At 45.4% G+C, this 17,857-nt stretch carries 15 protein-coding genes; 10 read left to right on the top strand and 5 right to left on the bottom strand.

The window, feature by feature from the left end; translation table 11 throughout:
* The first annotated feature begins 41 nt into the window (after positions 1-41).
* Both typA and Q1V85_RS20845 read left to right on the top strand, forming a co-directional pair.
* On the top strand, positions 42-1,850 hold the full coding sequence (gene typA, locus Q1V85_RS20850; protein ID WP_300602713.1) for a translational GTPase TypA: 1,809 nt from the start codon (positions 42-44) through the stop codon (positions 1,848-1,850).
* A gap of 163 nt (positions 1,851-2,013) precedes the next feature.
* Positions 2,014-3,141 carry an ATP-binding protein gene (locus tag Q1V85_RS20845; RefSeq protein WP_300602710.1) on the top strand — a complete coding sequence of 376 codons (1,128 nt, stop codon included), beginning with the start codon at positions 2,014-2,016 and terminating at the stop codon, positions 3,139-3,141.
* A gap of 14 nt (positions 3,142-3,155) precedes the next feature.
* On the opposite strand, the gene Q1V85_RS20840 is transcribed toward Q1V85_RS20845, so the two are convergent.
* The gene (locus Q1V85_RS20840; protein ID WP_300602707.1) at positions 3,156-4,946 is read right to left on the bottom strand and encodes a TlpA disulfide reductase family protein; all 1,791 of its coding nucleotides are present in this window, start codon (positions 4,944-4,946) and stop codon (positions 3,156-3,158) included.
* Between the two features lie 513 nt (positions 4,947-5,459).
* Between Q1V85_RS20840 and Q1V85_RS20835 the strand changes: the two genes are divergently transcribed.
* The gene (locus Q1V85_RS20835; protein WP_300602704.1) at positions 5,460-5,681 is read left to right on the top strand and encodes a hypothetical protein; all 222 of its coding nucleotides are present in this window, start codon (positions 5,460-5,462) and stop codon (positions 5,679-5,681) included.
* A 57-nt stretch (positions 5,682-5,738) separates the two neighbouring features.
* Positions 5,739-6,344: a hypothetical protein gene (locus Q1V85_RS20830; protein WP_300602701.1), complete on the top strand. Its 606-nt coding sequence runs from the start codon at positions 5,739-5,741 to the stop codon at positions 6,342-6,344.
* 190 nt (positions 6,345-6,534) lie between these two features.
* Here the strand turns inward: Q1V85_RS20830 and Q1V85_RS20825 are convergent, their stop codons facing one another.
* A complete protein-coding gene (locus Q1V85_RS20825) occupies positions 6,535-6,951 on the bottom strand; it encodes a VanZ family protein (RefSeq protein ID WP_300602699.1) in 417 nt (138 codons plus the stop codon).
* Between the two features lie 100 nt (positions 6,952-7,051).
* Positions 7,052-7,429 (bottom strand): glycine cleavage system protein GcvH, encoded by a 378-nt coding sequence (gene gcvH / locus Q1V85_RS20820; RefSeq protein ID WP_300602696.1) that lies wholly within the window; start codon positions 7,427-7,429, stop codon positions 7,052-7,054.
* Positions 7,430-7,743: 314 nt separating this feature from the next.
* On the opposite strand from gcvH, the gene Q1V85_RS20815 reads away from it, so the two are divergent.
* Positions 7,744-10,182, top strand: coding sequence for a TonB-dependent receptor (locus Q1V85_RS20815; RefSeq protein WP_300602694.1), 2,439 nt, complete (start codon positions 7,744-7,746; stop codon positions 10,180-10,182).
* Between the two features lie 48 nt (positions 10,183-10,230).
* Here the strand turns inward: Q1V85_RS20815 and Q1V85_RS20810 are convergent, their stop codons facing one another.
* Positions 10,231-10,515 carry a hypothetical protein gene (locus tag Q1V85_RS20810; RefSeq protein WP_300602692.1) on the bottom strand — a complete coding sequence of 95 codons (285 nt, stop codon included), beginning with the start codon at positions 10,513-10,515 and terminating at the stop codon, positions 10,231-10,233.
* Between the two features lie 59 nt (positions 10,516-10,574).
* On the opposite strand from Q1V85_RS20810, the gene Q1V85_RS20805 reads away from it, so the two are divergent.
* The 4 genes from Q1V85_RS20805 to hflX all read left to right on the top strand — a co-directional run bounded on the left by Q1V85_RS20805 (position 10,575) and on the right by hflX (position 16,654).
* The gene (locus Q1V85_RS20805; protein WP_300602689.1) at positions 10,575-13,052 is read left to right on the top strand and encodes an outer membrane beta-barrel protein; all 2,478 of its coding nucleotides are present in this window, start codon (positions 10,575-10,577) and stop codon (positions 13,050-13,052) included.
* A 506-nt stretch (positions 13,053-13,558) separates the two neighbouring features.
* Entirely contained in the window at positions 13,559-13,987 is a 429-nt protein-coding gene (gene tsaE / locus Q1V85_RS20800) for a tRNA (adenosine(37)-N6)-threonylcarbamoyltransferase complex ATPase subunit type 1 TsaE (protein ID WP_300602686.1), read from the top strand.
* 71 nt (positions 13,988-14,058) lie between these two features.
* The gene (locus Q1V85_RS20795; RefSeq protein ID WP_300602682.1) at positions 14,059-15,273 is read left to right on the top strand and encodes an alanine dehydrogenase; all 1,215 of its coding nucleotides are present in this window, start codon (positions 14,059-14,061) and stop codon (positions 15,271-15,273) included.
* Between the two features lie 193 nt (positions 15,274-15,466).
* On the top strand, positions 15,467-16,654 hold the full coding sequence (gene hflX, locus Q1V85_RS20790) for a GTPase HflX (RefSeq protein ID WP_300602679.1): 1,188 nt from the start codon (positions 15,467-15,469) through the stop codon (positions 16,652-16,654).
* 157 nt (positions 16,655-16,811) lie between these two features.
* On the opposite strand, the gene Q1V85_RS20785 is transcribed toward hflX, so the two are convergent.
* Entirely contained in the window at positions 16,812-17,261 is a 450-nt protein-coding gene (locus Q1V85_RS20785; protein WP_300602677.1) for a c-type cytochrome, read from the bottom strand.
* A gap of 130 nt (positions 17,262-17,391) precedes the next feature.
* On the opposite strand from Q1V85_RS20785, the gene Q1V85_RS20780 reads away from it, so the two are divergent.
* Positions 17,392-17,742 carry a Rieske 2Fe-2S domain-containing protein gene (locus Q1V85_RS20780; protein ID WP_300602674.1) on the top strand — a complete coding sequence of 117 codons (351 nt, stop codon included), beginning with the start codon at positions 17,392-17,394 and terminating at the stop codon, positions 17,740-17,742.
* Positions 17,743-17,857 lie beyond the last annotated feature (115 nt).

The following is a 17,857-nucleotide window of genomic DNA, read 5'->3' as shown; positions in this document are numbered from 1 at the left end:
AGCGCAGATTTATCGTACCTTTGCGCCTCCAAATTTTAAAAATGAATTTAAGAAACATCGCAATCATCGCGCACGTAGACCACGGAAAAACTACATTAGTAGATAAAATTTTACACGCTACTTCTGTTTTCCGTGAGAACCAGGCCACCGGTGAACTGATCATGGATAACAACGATCTGGAAAGAGAGCGGGGTATTACCATTTTTAGTAAAAATGCAGCCGTTACTTACAAGGATACAAAAATTAACGTAATTGATACACCCGGTCACGCCGATTTTGGAGGAGAGGTAGAGCGTGTTTTGAAAATGGCCGACGGGGTTATTTTGCTGGTGGATGCCTTTGAAGGGCCGATGCCGCAAACCCGCTTTGTGTTACAAAAAGCACTGGCCCTGGGATTAAAACCGATCGTGGTTATTAATAAGGTAGATAAACCGAACTGCCGCCCGGATGAAGTACATGATGCGGTATTTGATCTGTTCTTTAACCTGGATGCTACCGAGGAGCAACTGGATTTTCCTACCTTCTATGGCTCCGGAAAGAACGGCTGGTTCAATGACTCGTTAACACCGATCGATAATATCAATCCTTTATTGGATGGTATTTTAAAATATGTGCCGCTTCCAAAAGTAGCAGAAGGTCCGCTGCAAATGCAGATCACATCGCTGGATTACTCTTCTTTCCTGGGTCGTATCGCCGTAGGTAAAGTAGGCCGTGGGGTAATCAAAGAAGGTCAGCAGATCGCCCTGATGCAGGAAGATGGTGTAAAAAAGACCCGTGTAAAAGAATTATATGTGTTTGAGGGAATGGGCAAAAAGAAAGTAACGGAAGTACAGGCCGGCGATCTTTGTGCGGTGGTAGGTATTGAAGACTTTAATATTGGTGATACCATTGCCGATGCAGAAAATTCAGAGGCACTGCCGCGGATCAGCGTGGATGAGCCTACCATGAACATGTTGTTTGGTATTAACAACTCTCCGTTCTATGGTAAGGATGGTAAGTTTGTAACCAGCCGGCACCTGCGCGATCGTTTGGAAAAAGAAACAGAAAAGAACCTTGCCCTGCGCGTGGAAGAAAGCGAAGGCGGTGAAGCCTTCCTGGTATACGGCCGGGGTATTTTGCACCTGGGTGTACTGATTGAAACCATGCGCCGCGAGGGATATGAGTTAACCGTTGGTCAGCCCCAGGTAATTACCAAAGAGATAGACGGCAAAAAACACGAACCGTTCGAAACCCTGGTGGTGGATGTACCGGAAGAGTTTGCCAGCAAGGTGATTGACCTGGTTACCCGTCGCAAAGGAGAAATGCTGGTAATGGAAACCAAGGGCGAAATGCAGCACCTGGAATTTGAGATCCCTTCCCGCGGATTGATCGGTTTACGTACGCAAATGCTGACCGCTACCACTGGTGAGGCTGTAATGGCACACCGGTTCTCTTCTTACCAACCCTGGAAAGGAATGATCCCCGGCAGAAATAACGGTGTGCTCATCTCCAAGAACCAGGGCCGGACAACCGGTTACTCTATTGATAAATTACAGGATCGGGGTACCTTCTTTGTAGATCCGGGTGAAGAAGTATATGCAGGACAGGTGCTTGCAGAAAACATCAAACCGGGCGACCTGGTAGTAAACGCTACAGAAGAAAAGAAGCTGACCAACCACCGTGCCAGCGGAAGCGACGATGCTACCCGCATCGCTCCTAAAACGCTGATGACCCTGGAAGAGTGCATGGAGTACATTCAGCATGATGAGTGCATTGAGGTAACGCCTAATTTTATCCGGATGCGTAAAGTAGTACTGGATGAAATTGAGCGCAACAAGATCGCAAAGAAAATGGCCGCAGAAGCTGTTTAAATAATTATAAATTAATTTCTTATACGCTTTCGGATAACCGGAAGCGTATTTTTTTAGCATATAAATGCAAATTCCGTCAGTTAAATGACTATATTTATGTAAATTCCGTCAGTTAAATTACTGTATTTATATAAATTCCGTCAGTTTCTGTATTTTTGTATCCATGATCGAACGCGCGCTTTTTAAAAAACTGGTAAAGGATGCGGCCCGCCAAAAGGTGTCGTTGCTTGTAGGTGCCCGGCGCGTAGGCAAAACGGAATTATTGCGGTTGGTAAAAGAGCATTTTAAAGAAGATTGTTTGTGGTTGAATGGTGAAGATGAAGATACCGCCCAATTACTGCAGGAGCGTACGGTGGCTAACTACAAACGGCTATTGCAAAACAGTAAACTGCTGATCATTGATGAAGCCCAGTACATTCCTGATATTGGCCGGAAAGTAAAGTTGATGATCGATGAAATAAAACCGCTTCATATTATCCTGACGGGATCCAGCAGCTTTGATCTGCAGCAAAAAGAAGGAGAGCCGCTTGTGGGACGTACCATTACGAATTACATGTACCCGGTTGCCCAGATGGAGCTGGCGCCCGGCGAAAACGCCCTGCAAACACGGCAAAACCTTCCCGACCGGTTGATTTTTGGCAGTTACCCGGAGGTATTGACAACAACGTCCCTTTCAGAAAAGCAGCAATATCTGCAGGAGCTCGTCAACACCTATTTATTAAAGGATATTCTTGCCTTTGAAAATATCCGTAATCCTCAAAAAGTAAAAAGCCTGCTGGTATTGCTGGCGCACCAGATCGGCAAGGATGTTTCCTTCGAAGAAATGGGCAGAAGCCTGGGGATCAGCAAAAACACCGTAGAGCGGTACCTGGATCTGCTGGCAAAATCATTTGTATTGTATAAACGGCAGGGCTTTAGTAAAAACCTGCGAAAGGAAATTGTAAAAAGCAGCCGCTGGTACTTTTTCGACAATGGCGTGCGCAACGCCCTACTCAATAGCTTTCAGCCATTGGCGATACGGCCGGATACCGGCATGCTCTGGGAAAATTATGTGTTAAGCGAGCGTATAAAATACACCGCCTATCAGCAAATAAATGTCAACAGCTATTTTTGGCGCACCTATGATCAGCAGGAGATCGATCTTATTGAAGAAAGGGCCGGCAGTATTGCGGCATACGAAATGAAATGGAATGCGGCTGCAAAGCTACCGGTGGCCTTTTCAAAAGCATACCCGGATGCTGCATTTCATACCATAAGCCGGAACAATTACGAAAGCTTTATTACCGGATAGTCCTTATTTCACCGTTAGTTCCGCATCACTTCAATCATAGCCCGCATTTCTTCCACCAGGTTATCGGTATTGCCATCAAAACCCACTACTTTAAAACGGATATTGCCATTACCGTCGATCAGGAATTTTGCCGGGATGCCATCAACCGCAAAATTGTCGGAAACCTTATTGTTGGCATCCAGCAATACGTGGAAGTCATACTTGTTCTTTTTAACAAAATCGCCCACTTTAGATACCATCTCACCGGGTTGAGCGCCTTCCCGCGTATTTACAAACAGGAATTTTACGTCCGGGTCATTCTGAAACTGATGCTGTGCTTTCAGCATGCCCGGGAAAGATGCCCGGCAGGGGCCGCACCAGGTTGCCCAGAAATCAGCAACCACGACCTTTCCTTTTAAAGATTCCAGGGATACTTCTTTACCATCGAGATCATTCAGAACAAATTTCGGAGCGGGTTCGTTGATCATCTGTTTCCTTAGCTCATCTTTCAGCTTCTCCCGGTACACGGCCTGCAGCTTGTCGAGGTAGGCCGCATACCCTTTGTCTGATTTATTTTTGGAAACGTAGCCATTTTTTAAGAGTTCGGTGATTTTTGGTGTGCCCTTACCTTCTTTGATCAGGTCTTCGATCTCTGCTTGCACCGCATTTTTACCTTTTATCTTTTCTTTAAAAACCAGGTAGCGCTCGATAATATTGGTATTTGTTTTACCGGTTTTCTGAACCGCCGTTTCCTGTACTTTAAGAGCCTCTGTACGCTCGTTCAGTTTCCAGAGGATAAGGGCATAGGTATCCATATAATTTCCCAGGTTATAATCCAGGCCTTTCAGGTATTCGGCCTTGGTGCGATAGTCCGGTTTGGCGGTTGGGGCTGCTATTTCTTTTTTCATATAAGCCAACGCCTCGGCTGACAGTTTTTTTGCAAATTGTAAACTATCTCCTTTGTTATCCAACCCTTTTCCCGAAAGCTCCCAGGCGGTTTCGTTGTAAGCCAGCGCAAGTGCTGTATTGCTTTCCGTTTTAGGAATGTATTTATGGAAGTCGACCCATTTCCGGGCTACGCCGGCATTAAAGGCCATCTGGCCATACATGCTGCCACGCATGTTTGCATAGCTTTCTGCTTCAATGGCCGTGGTTGCGGGAAAATCTTTTTGAAGGCTATCCAGCATCAGCATCCGTTTTTCAAGATCCTGCTCCCGGTATAAGACATTGAGCCGGTCACTTTTAGCAGCGGTTCCTTTGGGATACATCGACAGGAGCTCCTTTTTTATTTTCGCGGCATTGTCATTGTCTTTCAGAGCAAGGTATGTGTATTGTAGGGCAATATAATCCGCTTCTGTTTTATCCGCTTTTTGCTGCAATGCTTCGATCAGCGCTTCTACTTTTTGCTTTCCGTTTTCTTTATCAGCTTTCATTAAAAGGCGTGCATAAGGACTGGCATGTTTAATTTTAAGTTCCGGGTAGGCTTCAAATTCCTGGTTGTAAAGCGCCAGGTTGGTTTCCGGTTTTACTTTCATATCCAGCATAAACCCTCCAAAATCATTTAGAGATGCCAGGGCTGCCGCGGCATTTTTTACCGGTTTGTTTTCCTGTGTTAATAATAAAGAATAGCCCTGTTCCTTATTATTGTCCATTTGGTTATCCTGCTTAAAAGCGATCAGCAGGGCCTTGGCCGTGTCGCTGGTAGGAATGCTGCCGGTCCATTTGCCATTTGTTCTGGAAGCGGTTACTTCCGCAGCCCGGATATTTCCATCGTAAAGGAAAACGGCGGGTGTAACAGCCGCAGCATTTTCCAGCGGAGTACCCATTGGGTCATATTCAAATTAAACAATATCACCGGGCTTCGGCTGTGCTGGGGTGAACCGGAGATTTACATATTGTGCCCATATAAAAAAAGGGCCCAGGACCAGCAGGGACGTAAGCAAAAATTTTGATTTCATATGTATGTCGTTTTAGGTTTATACGTCCCCGGAAAAATTTAAATATCCTATATGGAATTTTAAATTTAAAAAAGAATGCGATTCCATTGCCGCACCATAAGCGCTGTTTCTAAAAGAAAGGTGATCATTGCTACAGGTCTCATGTAATAATTGCACGCTATATTTTTCTCACTCATCGTTCTCCGTTTTCCATAAATCTCCCTGAACTATAAATATAGTTATAATTTTTTGTTTCTGGAGTACCGGTTTATTTTTTAACAAATGCAGTTTTTAGGCTGTTTTAGGAATGCAGTTATGCCGGATGGTCGTCTATTTGACGGGCGGCAACATTTCGGGGACCTGGTTGTTTAAATAGCAAGAACAATAAAGTAATTTTGCGCAATGAAAAAGAAAGTACTGTTTGCAGTTGTTTTTGTCCTTGGTCTTATTCAAACGGTGCAGACCTTCGCTCAATGCTCCATCTGTACCAAAACCACACAGCAGATGGGCGATGGCCCCGCAAGGGGATTTAATTCGGGGATCCTTTACCTGGCTTTTTTACCATTGGCCCTGATCGCCTTCCTGGGGATCCGGTGGTGGCGCAACGAAAAGAAAAATTCCTGATTCTCCGGCATTGATCTTATTTTGTAGAAAATTTTTTAAACCTAAAACGAAAACAAAATGTTAGATCAAATCCTGAACCTTGTAAAACAATACGGGCAGCAGTCTGTTGTTGAAAACCCCGATGTTCCAAACGAGTACAATAACCAGGTAATGGCAGAGGCCGCCAATACCATTACCGGCGGGTTCCAGAATATGGCCAGCGGCGGCGGGCTCCAAAGCATTATTTCTTTATTTACGGGTGGTGGACAAAGTCAGGGAGGCAGTAGCATTTTAAGCAATCCCATGGTAAGCATGATGATCGGCCATTTGGCAAACCGCCTGGTTTCCAATATGAACCTGAACCCGGCTACGGCCAATAATATTGCCAGCAACCTGATCCCGAATGTGCTCAACGGCCTGGTAAACCGCACTGTAAGCAATGAACCCCAGGACAGTGGTTTTAACCTAAACAGTCTGATTGGCAGTTTAACCGGAGGGGGTGGCAATAGCACGGCTTCAGCAACCGGTGGTTTTGATTTTCAGGGATTGTTAAACCAGGTTTCAGGGCAGGGTAGTGTTGATATCAGCCAGATCATTGGCCAGGTAACACAAAATGCACAAACACATCAGCAAACTCAGCAATCCGGAGGCCTGGCCGGTTTAATTTCCGGATTTTTTAAATGATTTCCGGATTTGGCATAGTTTCTGCTTTATGTATCCTGTACACGTTCTTTATATAGAAAATGTTTTGAAAAATCGGTTTTGCATTATTTTAACATTCCGATTGTAATAAGTGGCAAGGATATTGCGTTTCTATTTGAAAGAACAACAAATATTAAGTTTTAAAAAAGATAGTCAATTTTCTCATAAGCAGTTAGTTTTGGTTGCGACCCCTGTTTCCACAGGGGTCTATTTTTTTGTATAGGTAAACACTTGCAAATAATCCAATTGCAGCACCGATCCCATCAGCAATAATATCTCCCGTGTCGAAAGACCGGTTGGGTATGTACCATTTTTGAACATATTCCATGGCAATGCCATATGCCAGTGCCCCAATGCTGATCATTAAAAAGAGGCGGAACAATTTTTGGCCGGGTCCTTTTTTTTTCATCAACCAGAAATTCCAGATCCCTGCCAATATGGAGAACATGCCAATATGGATCCATTTATCCAGTTGGATCGTGCTGAAAAAATCCTCTTTAGGAAAGGCCGAACCCGGCAGGGTCAGCAGCACAACGGTCAGCACCGAATATAAAAAAGCACCTATCAAAATATAGCCCGTTTTCACCATTCTATTATTTACAGGTTAGAAATAAAAAAGCCAAACACACAAGGTGAATGGCTGTAAAATTTATTGAATATATAATCAATTTATTTTCTGGTCCGCATGATCAGCCCACCAACGACTGGTACCCGGCTGCATCCAATAACGCGGCAACATCCGAAGGATTGGATACTTTCATTTTGATCATCCAGCCTTCACCATACGGGTCGGTGTTTACCAGTTCCGGGGCATTGCCAAGCGCTTCGTTCAGTTCGGTAACTTCTCCGTCAACCGGCAGGAAAAGATCCGAAACCGTTTTTACAGCTTCAACCGTACCAAAAACATCCCCCGCTTTTAACGAATTGCCAATGGTTTCCACTTCTACATAAACGATATCGCCCAGTTCTCTTTGTGCAAAATCAGTAATGCCGATAGTGGCCACATCGCCTTCAAGGCTCACCCATTCATGATCTTTGGTATAACGCAAGGTTTCAGGATAACTCATAACAATATTTTTGAGTACAAATATGAGTAAAGGAACCCAATATTCCATTTTTAAAGGAATAATTTTTAAGGGAGCGCTCTTTTTCTCAAAAGCTGTATAAATGGTGTAACATTTCTTTCTCCTGAGCGATTTATTGTATCAGGAAACAGTAGCTCCGGGGTTACCGGTCCCCAGGGAACCGCATATCAGGGACACCGCCCAATCCATTCAAATGGTATTTTATCACAATTAACGGAGGTTTTGCCCCATTTACCGGCAGAAGCTGGTCTGGAGGAAACCGGAGCAATAGTTTTGTAGCAAACAATGAGAGAAATATGAAAAAGCTAATGATAGCCGGTTTTTGTTTATGGAGCGTATGGGCACAGGCACAAAGCATTTCAGGAAGCGTAACCGGTCCCGATGAAAAGCCGTTAGAGAAAGCCTCTGTCACGCTTTTAAATGCAAAAGATTCTTCTGTACAAATGCTTACCGCTGCAGACAAAACCGGGAAGTACCGGTTTGATCAGTTGCGGCCGGGCACCTACCTGGTAATGGCTTCCAATGTGGGTTACGCAAAAAACTATTCGGTACCGGTAACCGTTGATGGTAAGGATGCTGCGGTACACGCCATTGTGCTTGAAAAAGCGAATACGCAACTGACCGGCGTGGTGGTTACCTCAAAACGTCCTCCTGTTGAGATAAAAGCAGGAAAAACGGTAGTGAATGTGGATGCTTCCCCTACTAACGCCGGGCTGAATGTATTGGAGATCCTGGAAAAATCGCCCGGTGTATCGGTAGATGCTGATGGAAATGTGAGTCTTAAAGGAAAAGCGGGCGTACTGATCCTGATCGATGGCAAGCAAACCTACTTAAACGGTACACAGCTGGCTGCATTTTTAAAAAGCATTCAGTCCAGCGGGTTAGATCAGATCGAGATTATGACAAATCCCCCGGCAAAATACGATGCAGCGGGTGGAGCAGGTGTCATCAACATCAAAACAAAAAAAGGCGTGGTAAAAGGTATGAACGGAAATGTGAACCTGAACTATGCCCAGGGCTTTTATCCCAAATACAATGGTGGCGCTAACTTTAACTACCGGAATAATAAAATCAATGTATTCGGAAGTTATAACGGCGGCACCTGGGAAGGATTGGGCACGTTAACCATTCACCGGAACTTTTATAAGGACGGCGCATTTTCCGGTTCTTCAGACCAAAGTACAGACCGGCATAATAAAAGTGAATGGCACAATGGCAAACTGGGTTTTGACTACAATTTTACCCAGAAGGATGTAGCCGGTATAGTAGTTACAGGTAATATCAATCCCTGGAAAAACTGGCAGGAAAGTGCTTCCAATCTCCGGGATGCAGATGGTGCCGTCAATACCATATTTCTTTCGGATGTTTTAAATTCCAATAAATCGAAGAACATCAATACCAACCTGAATTATAAACACAGTTTTGATTCCGCCGGTCGCGAATTTTCGGTAGATTTTGATCAGGGTTACTATGAAAGCCGGGGCCGGAATTTTTTAACCACCAATGTGTACAACCCGGATAACAGCAAACGCGGCAATACGGTATTGCTCAATGGCGATTTTCCCTCCATTATTCATATCTACAGCGGTAAAATGGATTATGTACATCCGTTTACCAAAAACCTGAAGCTGGAAACGGGTATTAAAAGCAGTTTTGTAAACACGGATAATAATGTGCTTTACCAGCGGGATACCAGTACCGGCTGGTACCTGGATAAGCAACGTACCAATCACTTTATTTATAAAGAGAATATCAACGCCGCCTATGCGATTATGACGGCTACCATAAAAAAATGGGAATTCACCGGGGGATTGCGGGTAGAAAATACGAACGCAAAAGGCACACAGGTTACCATCGATAGCAGTTTTAAACGAAACTATACCAACCTGTTTCCCAATGTGGGTGCTGTATATAGCTTTAATGATAAAAACCAGTTAAGCGTGGCATATAGCCGCCGGATCCGGAGGCCCGATTATGACGATCTGAATCCTTTTGTTTTCTTCCTGGATTCGCTCACGTACGGACAGGGAAATCCTTACCTGCAGCCGGAGTTTTCTAACCGGGTGGAAGTGAGTCATACGCTGAACCGCTTTCTTACGTTTACGGTAAGTCATACCCAAACCAATAATATCATTACGCAGCTTATTAAACAAAACACCGAAAAGAAAACGGCTTTTCAAACCACGGAAAATTTTAGCAAAAGAAGACAATGGGGCTTTTCTGTTTCTGCTAACAAGCAGCTGCTAAAATGGTGGAACCTAAGCCTCTACAGCGGCGTATTTAATAACCAGTACAAGGGATTGTATACTGATGGTGCCCGGAATATACCGGTAGTACTGAACGTAAACAACCTGGATGCCAATATCACCAACAGTTTTTCTTTTGCCAAAACATGGACGGCTGAATTAAGCGGCTGGTACGCCTCCAGCCCGTCTGAAGGCTTATTAATTGCGCGCTCCATGGGGGCTATGAATATTGCCCTGGCAAAGCAGGTGTTTCATAAAAACGGATCGGTGAAAATTGGTGTAAGAGATCTGCTGCGCACCAGCAACTTCAGCGGCTATTCCCGTTATGCAGATGTGGATCTAAGTGTGGCCAACAACCGCCGGCAGGATAACCGCCAGTATAATATTTCGTTTACCTACAAGTTTGGAAAAAACAACATCAAACCGGCCCGTCGCCGTACCGGTGGTGCGGATGATGAACAAAACCGGGTAAAAAGCGGAGGTGGATAAGCCGGGTTGAAACCCATTTATATAGCCGGAGAACCTGGGACATGGATCCTACTCAGCAAACCGGCAATCATAAAAGCAGGGCCTTTCCGGGGCGCTGCTTTTTATTATAAGTTCTTTAGCTTCTTTGTTTTGACGGGCATTACCAGCATATGCAAAAAACAGTTGCTTGCCGCCGGGGGCAGCTTGTCCGGCAAAAAATACCGTTCGCAGGAGTTTTTTTGCCGTTAAGCGGCATCCTGTTTTCCCGTTGCAATTTTCAACATAAGTTTGCTGCTTCAAAAATAAACTACAAACTACTTTTTTAGAAAACAACGCATGATGATTTTTTCTCACACCAGGAAATAAATACATGCAGTTTCGAATGGACCACAAAAAATATAAAAAACAAACTGATGAAACTACTATTAGCACCGGCACTACTATTCTTATTTCAGGCAACGGTACAGGCACAGACGATTTCAGGGAGCATAAAAGATGATGCGGGAAAGCCGGCAGAAAAAGCAACGGTTTCTTTATTAAACGCAAAAGACTCATCCATCGTAAAATTAAATGCGGCAAAGGCCGACGGAGGATACCAGTTCGAGTCTATCAATAACGGGCGCTACCTGGTAATGGCCACCAGCGTGGGATATGCTGCAGCCTATTCTGCTGCATTTGACTACAAAAGCGCAAATCTGAAGCTGGAACCCATTATCCTTACAAAAAGCGGAACTCAGCTAACAGGAGTGGTGGTAACCGCCCGCCGTCCACTGGTAGAAGTAAAGGCCGATAAAATGATCGTGAATGTGGAGGGAACCGTAAATGCAACCGGTAACGATGGAATTGATCTGTTAAGAAGATCACCCGGCGTAATGGTGGATAAGGATGATAACATCAGCATGGCTGGTAAAAACGGGGTTGAGGTATATATCGATGGTAAGCCCAGCCCGTTAAAAGGCTCAGAACTGGGTAATTACCTGCGGTCATTGCAATCTACCAGTATCGAAAGCATTGAGCTGATCACCAACCCCTCAGCCAAATATGAGGCGGCCGGTAATGCCGGCATCATCAATATCCGGCTGAAAAAGGACAAATCACTGGGTACCAACGGAACCCTTACCGCAGGATACAATATTGGTATTTACAGCAAGTATAACGGCGGGTTATCCCTGAATCACCGGGGCAGGAAATTCAATGCCTTTGGCAATTATAATTACAGCCAGGGTTTGAACAACAACATTTTGACCCTGAACAGGGATGTGGCGGATACCTTATTTGATCAGCGCACCAATATGATCATGGACCGCAAAAGCCACAATATGAAGGCCGGGGTAGACTATTATATCAACAGCAAAAGTACCGTTGGTATTATGGGAAATGCTACGTTGAATGACGACGGGTTTAATAGTAACGGCCCTATGCCGATTACACCAAAGAATACCAACATCGTAGACCGGATCCTGCAGGCCAATACAGTTACCAAGGGCAACCGGGATAACTATAACCTGAACGCGAATTATAAGTACGCGGATACTTCGGGTCATGAATTGAACGTGGATCTGGATTATGCCCGTTTTAACAACAAGAACAACCAGCAGGTTTCCAATATTTACTATGCAGCGGACGGATCTACCATTTTAAACAAGAATCTGTACCGCATGTATACGCCCACCGGTATTGATATCTACTCCATTAAAACCGACTACCAGCAACGTTTTTTCAAAGGAACCCTGGGTTATGGTTTTAAACTGGGATGGGTAAATACGAATAACGATTTTCAGCGGTTCGACAATAACGGGCCAACGGAAAAGCCAGACTTGAACAACAGCAATAAGTTTGATTATAAGGAAAATATCAATGCCGGGTATGTAAATTATAACCGGCAATTCAAAGGATTTCTGATACAGGCAGGTCTGCGTGTTGAAAACACTAATTCGCAAGGGCAATCTACCGGCCTGGTGTGGAATGCAGGAGGCAACCGGTACGATAATTATGATTCAACCCTCAAAAGGAATTATACCGATCTGTTCCCCAGCGCTGCCATTACCATCAATAAGAATCCGATGCGTCAGTGGAACTTTACCTATAGCCGGAGGATCGATCGTCCCAACTACAGTCTGCTGAATCCTTTTGAATTTGCGTTGAATGATTATACGTTTATGAAAGGAAATACACAGTTGACGCCTCAGTACACTAACAGTTTCGGCGTTACCTATACGTATAAGTATAAGCTGAATACGACTTTGAATTACAGTCATATCAAAGATATGTTTGCACAGATCGTGGATGTAACGGACGGATCCAAATCTTTCCAGACCACCAAGAACCTGGCTTCTCAGGATGTGATCAGTTTAAATATCAGTTATCCGTTCAGCTATAAATCGTACAGCTTGTTTACCAATCTTAGCTCGAACTATTCCAAGTTCAAAGCTGATTTCGGCGGTGGAAGCCGGGTGATCAATACCGATGCATTCGCAGGCAACCTGTTTACCCAAAGTACACTGCGGTTTGCCAAAACCTGGACGGCGGAACTGAGCACCCTGTATATTTCTCCGTTTATCTGGCAGGGCGCATTTAAAGGAAAGGCAATGGGATTTGTGGATGCCGGTTTGCAAAAAACGATCATGAAGGGCAAGGGCACCCTTAAAGGTTCGGTAAGTGATATTTTCAAAACCATGCGGTTCCGCGGTACCAGTGACTATGCCGGACAGTATACCCGTGTAGGCGCCAACTGGGAAAGCCGCCAGTTTAAAATGAACTTTACTTACCGTTTTGGCAGTGCCCAGATCAAATCGGCGCGTCAGCGTAAAACCGGTCTGGATGATGAAAAGAACCGTGCCGGTGATAGCGGTGGTACCGGCGGCGCACCCGGACAGGGCAGCCCTAAATAAAACGCTTAGTTTTGTTGGTTTAATAGGTAAAAGTTGCCGGTGCATATCGGCAACTTTTTTTGTTTTTGGCCGCAGATGCGCAAGTGGGTTGGCATTGGTCTTGACTCATAATAAAATCGGTATAGGTTTATTGTGAACCGTAGGGTTTGGGCCGCAGATGCGCAGATGGATTTGTTCTTTAATCAGCGAATCTGTGGCTTACAACGCGTCATGTGCGGGCCATCTCATATCTGGCTTTAGAGAAGGGACGATCGCCAGGGCCGGGGTTTGATAAAACTGGTATGGCTTTATTGTGAAATGTAGGGTTTGGGCCGCAGATGCGCAGATGGGCTTTTCTTTAATCAGCGCATCTGTGGCCTGTAAAGCGTCATTTGTGGCACTGTCTCGCTTCATGCGGAATTGTGACCAAACGGATAAGGAAACGACTTTATCCCTGATCTTTACACATCCGCCTTATGTAACGCGGAGGTATCGCTCAAATCGAACCGCCGTCTTATCTTTGCAGCATGAAAAAAGTGTTTTCACTCAACGAGATTATACAGGTTGCCGAATGGTTGCTGCAAGAAGCCGGTGACAAAAAAAACATTGCATTTTACGGACAAATGGGCGCAGGGAAAACCACGCTGATCTATACAATCTGCCAGCTTTTACAGGTAGAGGACGTGGTGAGCAGTCCGACCTTTTCCATTATTAACGAATACCGTTATACGGAGGCTGGTAAACCCGCTTCTGTTTATCATATAGACCTTTACCGCTTACAAAATGAAGAAGAAGCCGTTCGGGCGGGTGTGGAAGACTGTTTATATAGCAATCATCATTGTTTTGTGGAATGGCCGGAAAAGGCCCCGGATCTTTTCCCGGAGGGAACCCTGTATGTATCTTTAAGGGTACTTGAAGGAGCGCAGCGTGAAATAGAAATACTAAAAAATAAGTAATTTTACAGCTAAAACGATATCACACAATTTAAACCTTTTGCTAAAAGTCATTTCGCCCGGCCCCTTGTTTTATGAGTAAGATAAAAACCATCGTGAGCACTTCCTTTAGTTATGAAACGCAGGAGGAAACATTGGATATTCGTGTAAAGGGTGGTGGTATGACCATTGGCATACCCAAGGAAATTGCGTTTCAGGAAAACCGGGTTTCGCTTACGCCCGATGCCGTAGCGGTTTTAATTGCCAACGGCCATTCGGTGATGGTAGAGCACAATGCCGGGGATGCCGCACATTTCCGGGATGCGGAATACAGTGAGGCCGGGGCCAAGATCGTTTATTCGAGGGAAGAGGTTTTTAAGGCGCCCATCCTGGTAAAAAGTGCGCCGGTAGTGGAGGAAGACCTCCCGCTGCTGCAACACAACCAGATCATTATTTCCCCGCTGCATTTATCTGTTTTAAGAAGAGAAGTGCTGCATGCTATGATGCAGAAAAAAGTAACGGCGCTTTCATTTGAAAACCTGAAGGACGATAGTGATTCCTATCCCATTGTGCGCAGCATGAGCGAGATCGCCGGCAGCGCCGTGATGCTGATTGCAGCGCAATACCTGGGCTCGGCCAATCATGGAAAGGGTGTGTTGCTGGGTGGTATTACCGGTATTGCGCCAACCAAGGTAGTGATCATCGGGGCCGGGATTGTAGGAGAGTATGCAGCCCGGGCGGCGCTGGCACTGGGGGCGTCCGTTAAATTATTTGATAGTAATATCTCCCGTTTAAAGCGACTGGAAAATGCCATCGGTCACCGGTTGTGGACCTCCGTACTGGAGCCCAAGCTGCTGGCCAAACAATTAAAAACCTGTGAGGTGGCTGTGGGGGCGCTGGCCAATGAATCGGGCCGCAGCCCGCTGGTGGTTACGGAGGAGATGGTGAGCGGCATGCGACAGGGTTCGGTGGTCATCGATGCTACCATCGACCGGGGCGGTTGTTTTGAAACCTCGGAGGTGACCTCCCATGAAAGTCCGATCTTTATTAAATACGGGGTCATACATTATTGTGTACCCAATATTCCCTCCGGTTTTGCCCGTACCGCTTCCCAGGCCATCAGCAATGTACTGGCCCCCCTCTTGGTGGAGGCCGGCGATGAGGGCGGCATTGAGCGGCTGGTATGGCACCAGCTACACCTGCGGAACGGCATCTACCTGTTTAAAGGATACCTTACCAATTTTTATTTAAGTCAGCGGTTTGATCTGCGGTATACCGATCTGAACCTGCTCATCGCCAGTCAGCGGTAGCGTTCATAGGGGGTAGGGAATAGCGAATAAGTAGGGAAGTGGAATGTTTTTTAGGATAGCTGCAAAATAAATATTATTTGTTTACTTTCTTAAAGACGCTCAAACGAATCGGAAAAAAATCCCCACTTGCTATTTACTACTTCCTGTTCCCTTTTTCAAACCTTAAAGGTCTTTGTACTAACTTTGCCCATTCATGCTTGATAAGAAGAATATAATACAAGGAACGGAAACGGCGGTAATCGTTGGAGTAGTAACGAAGGACCAGACGGAGCAACAGGTGGTGGAATACCTGGATGAGCTGGCATTTCTGGCCGAAACCGCCGGTGCGGAAACAAAGAAGCGGTTTATACAGAAATTGCAGCACCCGGATTCCCGCACCTTTGTAGGAAAGGGGAAGCTGGAAGAAATACGCCAGTATGCGTTGGCGCACCAGGTGAACCTGGTCATTTTTGATGACGAGCTTTCCGGTGCACAGATCAATAATATTACAACAGCCATAGGGGTAAAAACCATCGATCGGTCGGACCTGATCCTGGATATTTTTGCCCGCAGGGCTAAAACAGCCGAAGCCAAGGCCCAGGTAGAGCTGGCCCAATATCAATACATCCTGCCTCGCCTGCGCGGGATGTGGAAACACCTGGAACGCCTGGGGGGTGGTATCGGTACACGCGGACCGGGTGAAACGGAAATTGAAACCGACCGCCGGATCGTACGGGAGAAAATTTCACTACTACGGAACCGCCTGAAAGAAATAGACAAACAATCGGCAACCCAACGCAAAAACCGCGGGGAGTTTATCCGCGTGGCACTGGTAGGGTATACCAACGTAGGGAAGAGTACGATTATGAACCTGCTCAGTAAACGCGATGTGTTTGCTGAAAATAAATTATTTGCCACCCTGGATACAACAACCAGTAAAGTAGTTTTTGATAATACACCTTTCCTGCTCAGCGATACGGTTGGCTTCATCCGTAAACTGCCACACCACCTTATTGAAAGCTTTAAAAGCACGCTGGATGAGGTACGGGAGGCCGATATACTGATTCATGTAATAGATATATCGCACCCGCAGTATGAAGACCAGATGGCGGTGGTGAATAAAACCCTCCAGGAACTGAAAGCGTTTGACAAACCCATCATCACCGTGTTTAATAAAATGGATCTGTATGAACAGCAGACCTTTGATGAGTGGCTGGGTGAGGATACAAAAAAAGAGATCCTGCAGGACCTGTACGACCGCTGGAACCATGAAACCGGTGGCAATGCCGTATTTGTAGCCGCCACCGAAAGACGGAATGTAGAAGGATTGCGCTCCACGATCCTAAATAAAGTAAAAGAGCTTTACCAGGTGCGGTATCCGTATAAAACGATGTTTTTTTAAGGGAAGGGATTTAATGCATGAGCGCTTTATAGGGCAAGGTAAGTCACATTGTTTTGTTATTGAGGCAACAAATAAAACTTGGGAGACATGGCCTTTTAGCGATCCTTCGGGCGTAGGTTATTCCTCCATGTCGCCCCGGTCGCTCACGTTCCCCAAATTACTCCCGCAGCGACAAAATATAACTAACCATTGTTTTTGCATTTTCAGCGCTTAGCTGCGGATGAGGTGTCATTACTGCTGCTCCCCAGCTTCCACTACCACCGCTGATTATTTTTTTTGCGAGGTAATCAATATAGGCTTCATTTACAGGGTATCGTTTTGCTATATCTTTAAAGGCCGGTCCAACGGATCGCCTGTCTTCCTTATGACAACTGTAACAATCTGAATAACCAATTAAAACCTGGCCCTTGCTGGCTATTTCGGGCAGCACAGGGTCACTTGGGCCCGGTATTGCTTTTATATAATCGAAGGATTTTCTGGTGGCTTGTTTGGGCTCATCGTTACAGCCGGATATACACAACAAAATAACAAAGGATAAAACACCTGCTAGAATGGTCTGTATTTTCCGCCCACGGCTGTTAACAATGTCGCTGCTTTTTAATGCCACTTTTTTTATTTTAAAATTAGTGATAAAACGCTGATGCATCGGCATTGCTCCTGCTTCCCTTAAATGACAATACACCCTGGTTAAACTTTAAAATGCGCGCCCTTGCTGTTTAAAAGTTTAATTTAGTACCATGAGTAAAAAGCTGGAGTGGCACTTGCTTGCCCTGCACCCGAATGAGTTGAATTTTAATGAAGAAGGCCTTGCGGAAATAAAGGTCGGCGGCAAGCATTTATGCATTGCGCGGTTTCATGAAAGGCTTTTTGCCTGCGCGGCCAAATGCCCGCACGCAGCTGCTCCCCTGGCAGGGGGCTATGTAAACGTACAGGGCGATATCGTTTGCCCCGTACACCGGTACAAGTTCAATTTGGAAACGGGACGCAATACCACCGGTGAAGGATATTTTTTAAAAACCTACCCGGTAGAAGAGCGGGAAGATGGATGGTACGTAGCGATGGAAAAAGGAGGATGGTTCGGGTTTTAGCTCCCACAGGCCTTGATATAAAATGCCCGCGGATTTCACGGGTGTCCGTTGAGGCTTCTGCGCAGATTTGCGAAAAAGATCAGCGAAAATCTGCGGGAAAACCAGCCGGCCGTAA

Source organism: Niabella sp. (assembly GCF_030150205.1).
In the GTDB taxonomy this organism is placed as follows: domain Bacteria; phylum Bacteroidota; class Bacteroidia; order Chitinophagales; family Chitinophagaceae; genus Niabella.
This window is presented reverse-complemented; position numbering and strand designations above follow the sequence as displayed.